The organism is Ruegeria sp. AM9 (genome assembly GCF_056540565.1).
Map to the genome: position 1 here is coordinate 1 of NZ_JBQFWY010000027.1, position 7347 is coordinate 7347.

The 7347-nt window shown below is 55.8% G+C and carries 7 protein-coding genes; 3 read left to right on the forward strand and 4 right to left on the reverse strand.

Translation table 11 applies throughout. From position 1 onward, the window contains the following. Positions 1-162: 162 nt before the first annotated feature. The 3 genes from ACR0DO_RS19265 to ACR0DO_RS19275 are packed head-to-tail and all read left to right on the forward strand — an operon-like array spanning position 163 to position 3460. Positions 163-1482, forward strand: coding sequence for a lipopolysaccharide biosynthesis protein (locus tag ACR0DO_RS19265; RefSeq protein WP_480561063.1), 1320 nt, complete (start codon positions 163-165; stop codon positions 1480-1482). Then, on the forward strand, positions 1479-2399 hold the full coding sequence (locus tag ACR0DO_RS19270) for a sulfotransferase domain-containing protein (protein ID WP_480561064.1): 921 nt from the start codon (positions 1479-1481) through the stop codon (positions 2397-2399). Before ACR0DO_RS19265 ends, ACR0DO_RS19270 begins: the two co-directional genes overlap by 4 nt. After that, the gene (locus tag ACR0DO_RS19275) at positions 2396-3460 is read left to right on the forward strand and encodes a glycosyltransferase family 4 protein (RefSeq protein ID WP_480561065.1); all 1065 of its coding nucleotides are present in this window, start codon (positions 2396-2398) and stop codon (positions 3458-3460) included. The genes ACR0DO_RS19270 and ACR0DO_RS19275 overlap by 4 nt, the downstream gene beginning before the upstream one ends. Before the next feature lie 8 nt (positions 3461-3468). On the opposite strand, the gene ACR0DO_RS19280 is transcribed toward ACR0DO_RS19275, so the two are convergent. The 4 genes from ACR0DO_RS19280 to ACR0DO_RS19295 form a co-directional block, all read right to left on the reverse strand. Continuing rightward, positions 3469-4794, reverse strand: coding sequence for an O-antigen ligase family protein (locus tag ACR0DO_RS19280; RefSeq protein ID WP_480561066.1), 1326 nt, complete (start codon positions 4792-4794; stop codon positions 3469-3471). Beyond that, a complete protein-coding gene (locus ACR0DO_RS19285; RefSeq protein ID WP_480561067.1) occupies positions 4746-5633 on the reverse strand; it encodes a phage head spike fiber domain-containing protein in 888 nt (295 codons plus the stop codon). The genes ACR0DO_RS19280 and ACR0DO_RS19285 overlap by 49 nt, the downstream gene beginning before the upstream one ends. 258 nt (positions 5634-5891) lie before the next feature. Continuing rightward, positions 5892-6986, reverse strand: coding sequence for a glycosyltransferase (locus ACR0DO_RS19290; protein ID WP_480561068.1), 1095 nt, complete (start codon positions 6984-6986; stop codon positions 5892-5894). A gap of 5 nt (positions 6987-6991) precedes the next feature. Further along, a partial coding sequence (locus tag ACR0DO_RS19295; protein ID WP_480561069.1) for a cupin domain-containing protein occupies positions 6992-7347 on the reverse strand: 356 nt, incomplete at its 5' end.

Below are 7347 nucleotides of genomic sequence, written 5' to 3' on the forward strand. Positions count from 1 at the left end.
CCGCCCAGTTCGAACTGCGCAACAAAGACATCATCTTCATCGCAGAAAACCCCGTCACAAAATGGGGCAGAACAATCTCACAAATCACTCCATCCCTCATAACAACTCCCATAAACGCCGCCGCCAATTGATTTGATGGGCCAAGGGGAACACGGAACCGACATGACATTGCTCAGACGAATTCACGGCAACCAAAGGCTGATGCGCCTTGTGGGCGGAGGCAGCGTCGGCGTGCTGATCAAAGGTTCTGCCGCCGGGCTGTCTCTGGCGATGTTTGCCGCTCTGGCCTGGGTCACGGATACCGAAAGCTTTGGGGTCATCGGGTTCTGCTTTTCGCTGGCGACGCTGCTGGCTGTCGCCGGGTCCTTCGGTCAGCGCATGATGTCGCTGAAGGACGCGGCAATTGCACGGGACAGTGCGCAGGACACGAAACTGGCCCTGATCGGGCAATCCGGCACATTGATCGTCGCCCTTGGAACCTTGCTGTTCTCACTGTTGCTTTTGCCCGCCAGAGCCGTGGGCATCATCGATCTTGATCTGACGGTGTTTGCGGCGATGGCAGGGCTGGCCGTCACGCTGGCCCTGGCGGAAAACACGGTTCACTTCTTCCGCGGCTATCGTTCGATTGCCTTCGCTCTGATCCCGCGCGATATTTTGTGGCGGCTGTCGGTGATCGCTATGTGCGTGATTGCACTGATTGCATCCTTCACAGTCCCGGCCACGCCCGCCTTGTGGGTGTTGAGCCTGCCCCTGCTGGGCTTGATCTGTGCGCAGTTGCTCAGTGAACCCGCCCTGCGAGACCGGCCCGCTTTCGGTGATCTGGTATCGGAAAGCCGCCGACGCCTGCGCTTCGGGCTGCCGTTCTGGGGGACGTCCATGATCCAGACGGTCAGCGGACCGGTACTGGCCCCGGTCATTCTGGGTGTCATGATGTCACCCGATGCGGTTGGGCCGTTTTTTGCGGCCTTCCGCATTGCGCTGGTCCTGGATCTTTTCACCTTGGCCTCGGGCATGGTTGTTGCGCCGCTTGTGGCCAAGGGCCACGCCAACGGCCAGTACGAGGACATGCAGGCCTCGCTCCGGTATTCTGTCCTGCTGGTCAGCGCAGCGACCCTGATTTGTTTCCTGATCATCGTTTTCTTTGGCGAGAATATCCTGGCGCTGATGAACCCGGATTTCACCAGCGCGGCTCCGGCGCTGACGGTTCTTGGGCTGGGTTTTCTGATCGCCGTTCTATGTGGCCCCGTTCCCAACATCATGGAGCTGGCCGGGCTGGAAAACCTGCTGTTCAGACGTCTGATCTGGTTCAATCTGGCATGTCTGGTCGCGCTTGTTCCGGCAACCCAGCATTTCGGCATGATGGGCGCTGCGGTGTGTTCTGCCGGGTTGCGGGCCGCCGTTCACATCGCGTTGCTTTTCACGGTCAAAAGCCGCCTTGGAATTGATCCGTCCATATTTTCACTTTGGCGCAAAGCAAAATGAACAAACCCAACCTGTTTCTGATCGGCGCCCCGAAATGCGGCACCACCGCCATTGCCGAATACCTCTCGGAGCGAGAGGATGTGTATTTCTCAAAGCCCAAGGAACCCTTGTTCTGGTGCACTGATCTGGGTATCGAACCACATGCCCTGCGCGCCGCCACCATTGAGGAATACGAGGCACTGTTTGCACCGGCGGACCCCTCCAAACATGGCGTCATCGCCGAAGGGACGACATCGTATCTGAGGTCCGAAAAGGCGATCCGCGATTGCTGGGCCTATTCCCCCAAGGCAAAATTCATCGCCGTATTGCGCAATCCTGTCGATGTCGCTCATGCCTTTCACATGGAGCAGCTGTATACCGGGCTGGAAAAACAAAAGGATTTCGCAACAGCCTGGGCGGATCAGACCCGGCGCGAAGCGGAATGGGATGCGGCAAGCGACGGCCGCCCAGACAGTCTGCTCTATCGCCGCATCCCGTCCTTCGCCGACCAGATCGAGACGTTTTTCTCACTCATTCCTGAAGAGCAGCGCCTGATTATCATGTTTGACGATTTCCGGGACAACCCGCGCTCGGTCTGGCTTGAGATACTTGCATTCCTCGGGCTTGAGGATGACGGGCGGACGGATTTCTCGCCACGCAATTCAGCCCACGCGCAGCGGTTTCCCCGGCTGTCGCATTTCCTTCTGACCCCGCCGAAACCGATTGCACCGCTGGTCACATCCCTGCGCAAAACCCTGCTGGCCCGTGACAGCAAACTGGTCGCCACCCTGAAACGGTTTCTGAACGTCAAACGGCCTCGCGCGGACCTGAACCCGGACCTGCGCGCCGAAATGACCGAGGCCTTTCGCCCGGACGTTGAACGGCTCGAGCGCCTTCTGGATCGGGATCTGGCGGCATGGAAAAAGGCTGAGAAATGAAGGTCCTGTTTCTAACCGTGCGCGCTGATCTGGGTGGCGGCCCCGAACACCTGTATCAGCTTTTAAAGCACAAACCGGACAAGGTAGAGGCATTTGTCGCTTGCCCGAAGGACAAGCCCTATCATGATCGGTACTTTGGGTTGGTCGGCCAGAAGAATATCGTAGAACTGCCACACAGGTCCTTTTCGCTCCGGTCGCTTTTCGAAGTCGCAGCGTTCGTCAGACGCATGAATATCGACGTTCTGCACTCTCATGGAAAAGGGGCCGGGCTTTATGGACGCCTCTTGGGCCTCCTTACGGGACGTCCTGTCGTTCACACGTTTCATGGATTGCACGTCGGTGACTACTCTGCCCGGAAGAAATGGCTTTACCTCAGTCTGGAACGGGCATTGGGCTGGAAGACCAGAAAGGCCATTTGTGTTTCGCAAGGCGAGGCTTTGCTGGTTGAAAAAGCCGGGTTCATCGCTTCTGACAAACTCGTCACCATACCGAACGGGATAGAAATTCCAAACTCGATCTCACGCCCGTCCTGGGACGGCGAGACGCTGCGAATAATTGCCGTGAATCGCTATGATCATCAGAAAAATCCCGAGCTTCTGATCGATATCGCGAGTGCGCTGGACGGCAAAATCGACTTTCGTCTGGATGTCATCGGCACAGGTGACCGTATCGGGGAAATCCGCACCCGCGTGGAACACAACGACCTGAACGAGCGAGTGAGAATCGTTGGTGGCGTACCCAATCCGCGCGACTATTTTCGCGATGCCCATGTGTTTTTGTCGACATCGCGTTGGGAAGGTATGCCATTGGCCGTGCTCGAAGCCATGTCCGAAGGTTTGTGCGTTCTGGCCACTGAGGTTGTCGGCAACATTGACGTGATTGAACCGGGCAGGACTGGTTACCTGTTCAAAACCCAAGACGAAGCCATCCGCATTCTGAGCACGCTCACGCCCAATGACCTGGGCCGGATTTCTGACCTGGCCCGCCAGACTGCCGAAACTCGGTATTCCGCTTGCGTCATGGCGGAAAGAACCTATGAAACATTAGAATGTTGCTTGTGATTTCAAAACTAGAATTGTGGCTGAAGCAATACTGACCGCTGCTGTTGCAAGTACAAAAGATAATACGCGGAAATAAACAACCAAGCCATAGGCATCGAGTACCAAATAGTTCCCGTGTCAACTGTAAATCCGTGAAGCGCCTCAGAGATCACTAACGCAAAGAAAACTATTCCGTGTTTGGTTTTAAACGCCGCAATCAATGAAACAAAAATCAACCACAGCCAAAGAGCCACATTGACGATACCGGCAAAGAGGCCAAACTCAACAAAGATCGTCAGGTAAGAATTATCGCCCCAAATCCCATAAAGCTCATTTATGTTCTTGTAACCTACACCCGTGAACCAGTTTTCTTGGTAAATCTCCAATAGGATTACCCAATTCAAAAACCTACCCGTCTGAAGAAATACACTGTTTCCCGAGAGATTGAGAAAATCCAATCGCTGCAGTCTGTATGCAACGTCTTGCGGAAGAATGAGGCTGAATTCAGACAGCAAAAATGGAGCGATAAGGGCGCATAAAACTGCTGTTAACCCGATGAATGACCACACTCCGCGACTGAATAGAAACGGGAGCGCGACCCCATACGCCAAAAGCAAATGCAAGGTGGCCGCCCTGGAAGACGCTATCCATGTAGCGTAAAATGCAACCGCAAATATCAGCCCCGAAACGAGAAAGCGCCGCTTATCCCGGCTAAATGAAATTATTGTTAAACCACAAACACTTCCCCATACAGCAGTTAGATGCCCAAAGTCAGAACTGTTCCCCAGAACACCCCCTGCCCTGAGTTGCGGACCTGTGCCATCTCCGGTCCAAAGAGCTTGCTGGTCGCTTCTAATCTGAATGCCTAAATGGTACAGAAGTATTCCCAATATGATTGCAATTCCACCACCCCAAAAAAAGAGCTTGGTTAGCTTTATTAATTTCTCCTCGCTCATCGGTTGAGTGATTAATAACGCTGCTGGGAGCAAAATGAATATCATTCTAGCAAAAGCTAGATCCTTGATGGATATGCCGCTTATCATGCTCACAACAAGGAATGAAACTGATAGCGAAAATGCCAAAATCATAAAAAATAGTCCAAGCAAATTTTTTGTCAATAGAGATATTCTGGGCATCACTATCAGAAATAAAATTGGCGCTATCAGATCAAGAAGACCAACAGAAAACCCATCAGATAGGCGTATGGCAAGAAATGGGGAAGCCAAAACAAAAAAAGAGGTTATTCCGACTTTCATTTCTCGCCACAGGGTTTTTCTATACCTGGATTTGCTTACCTGAAAGGCCGTCAGCTCACCACCAGTTTTTTCACCATTGGCCTCGACAAATTTGGCCACCACCCATCACTCACGGCTTCCTGGGCAAACGTATCAACGCTGTCGTTGTCATAGGTGACGGTCACGTCATGCACTCCGGTCAGCCCGACAAGCCCGGGTTGATCCGCCGCGCGCGTAAGCGCGCCTCCATTGGTGGTGATGTTTGACGTGGCCGCGCTGCCATATTCCGTCTGGGCGCCCCAGATGTAGACGTCGATATCCTCATTCACGTCTTCATACAGCATGAAAATGCGGTTCTGGCTGTTGGGAAGCGTATCCGTATACGTGAACCGCTGCCATTGGGTCGAAACCGAAATGGGCTGAGAGGTTCCGTCCGAATGTCCAAAGCGCATCGTCAAAGGCACACTGGTGCGCAACCAGACGCTGACCGTCGAGACCCCGGCGGGGATGCTGTTCGGTACCAGAATCCCGCCACGCTTGCCTCCGGCTCCTCCGGTCGTGTCCGCGCAATTCCAGGTCATCGCGGTCAGGGTACCGTCAGGTGCGGGTTGTCCACCGCCAAAGCTCGGCTTGGACGCATACCCGACCCAGTAAGGCCGGGTAAAATCATGTGAATGGAGCAGAAGGTTCGTCGCCGCGGGTTCGAACAGTGCACCCAGAAACGCTCCGGTGCCGAAGGCGTGCTCGCGCCTCAGAACGTCCGCAGCCACGGTTTCCAGCGCGCCGGTTTCGGCCACTTGAACCGCCGGAGAGTTTCGGGCAAAGCTCAGCACGGAACTCAACCCGACAGAACGACCGTGCCGCTTATAGACCTGCTGCCCGAAGTCAAGCGACAGAGCAGGTGCCGACATCTTGCGGTATGGCTGCGAGGTGATGGAAATGTCCGAGGTCAGTTTCATGCCAACACCCTCGCATTGATGCCCGCTGCAGACACGGCATCGCCGTAATGGCCGGTCGCCGCGCCCTCAGGATTTGTGACACCAGAGGGGGCGACCGATGCACAGTCACGCGCGGAACCGGACAAGCGTGGTATCCGGGTTTTGAACGGATTCATCATGGATCAGATCTCGCTGTATTAGTCAGTCAGCGGGACCCTAGGAAAAACCCGTTAATGGCCTCCAAGCTGCGCGCACGTTGCGCGGCGCACCGGAAACGCGCTAGGCGTCAGCCAGGGTCCTGGCAATCAGCTGCGAGATCTTTTCCTTGAAAACCGTTGTATCGAACCCCTGAGCAAGCGCGCGAATGTCCTGCGGCGAGCCGACCAGCGACGCGTCGTTCTCGAACCGGTCGATTGCGGCATTCAGCGCTTCGACGCTCTGTTCATGAAACAGCAGCCCGCTGACTCCCTCGGTCACCGTATCCAGTGCGCCGCCACGACCATAAGCGATAACGGGCCGCCCGCTGGCCATGACTTCGACCGGGACAATTCCGAAATCCTCTTCACCGGGGAAAATCAGCGCCCGGCAGCTGGCAAACTGCTTTTTCAGTTCCGCGAAAGGCACCCGCCCCAGAAACGAGATGTTTGCGCCCGACTTCCGTTCAAGCGCCTCTTTCATCTCGCCATCCCCCACGGCAACAAGCTTGCGGCCCGAGCGGTTGAACGCATCTATGGCCAGGTCTGCCCGCTTGTAGGACACCATTTCCCCAGCCAGAAGATAGTGATCCCCGACCTGATCAGAGATCTGAAATTCCCCGGTTTCTACCGGAGGAAAAATAACTTCTGCATCGCGCCGGTAATACTTGTTGATGCGCTGGCGGATAAAGGATGAATTGGCAACAAACCTGTCGACACGTGCCGCCGTCGAAACGTCCCATATGCGCAGCTTGTGGGCCATGAACGGCATGGCAAGACGCGCGAGACGTCCAGCCTGAGCGCGATAGACATGGTAGTGATCCCAAATATACCGCATCGGGGAATGGCAATAGCTGATATGGGTCGCGTCGGGGCGTGGGATGATGCCTTTCGCAGGACCGGATTCACTTGAGAGGATCAGATCGAACTCCTGCATGTCCACGAGCTCAAGCGCCAGCGGCATGAACGGAAGGTATTTTTGATAGTGCTTTCTGGCCCCCGGCAAACGCCCGATGAACGTCTCCCGGACCTCGTGCTGCCGAACCTTCTCGCTGACCTTGCCGGGGTCGTAGACATGGGTGATGATGACGGCGTCCGGGTACAAATCCAGAAACGCCTCAAGCACCTTTTCACCACCGCGCATACCGACAAGCCAATAGTGAACGATTGCGACTTTCACCGCCCTCAGCCCTTTGCGCCCTGGCCGCGGGCGTAGACGTCCTCGTAGCGGACGATATCGTCCTCGCCGAGATAGGCGCCGGTCTGCACTTCGATCAGGACCATCGGGACCTTGCCGGGGTTCTCCATCCGGTGCACCGCGCCCAGCGGGATGTAGACCGACTGGTTCTCGGTCACCAGTTGCTGATGGTCGTCAATGGTCACGCGGGCGGTGCCCTCGACCACGATCCAATGCTCGGACCGGTGGAAATGGCTCTGCAGGCTCAGCGACGCGCCGGGGTGGACGTGGATGCGCTTGACCTGGAACCGGTCGCCGACCACAAGGCTTTCGAACCAGCCCCAGGGACGGTGATCCTTGGGGA

Excerpts from the sequence above, each read along its gene's own strand:
- ACR0DO_RS19265 (WP_480561063.1), top strand. The coding sequence starts at position 163 with ATGACATTGCTCAGACGAATTCACGGCAACCAAAGGCTGATGCGCCTT.
- ACR0DO_RS19275 (WP_480561065.1), top strand. The coding sequence starts at position 2,396 with ATGAAGGTCCTGTTTCTAACCGTGCGCGCTGATCTGGGTGGCGGCCCC.
- ACR0DO_RS19285 (WP_480561067.1), bottom strand. The coding sequence starts at position 5,633 with ATGAAACTGACCTCGGACATTTCCATCACCTCGCAGCCATACCGCAAG.
- ACR0DO_RS19270 (WP_480561064.1), top strand. The coding sequence starts at position 1,479 with ATGAACAAACCCAACCTGTTTCTGATCGGCGCCCCGAAATGCGGCACC.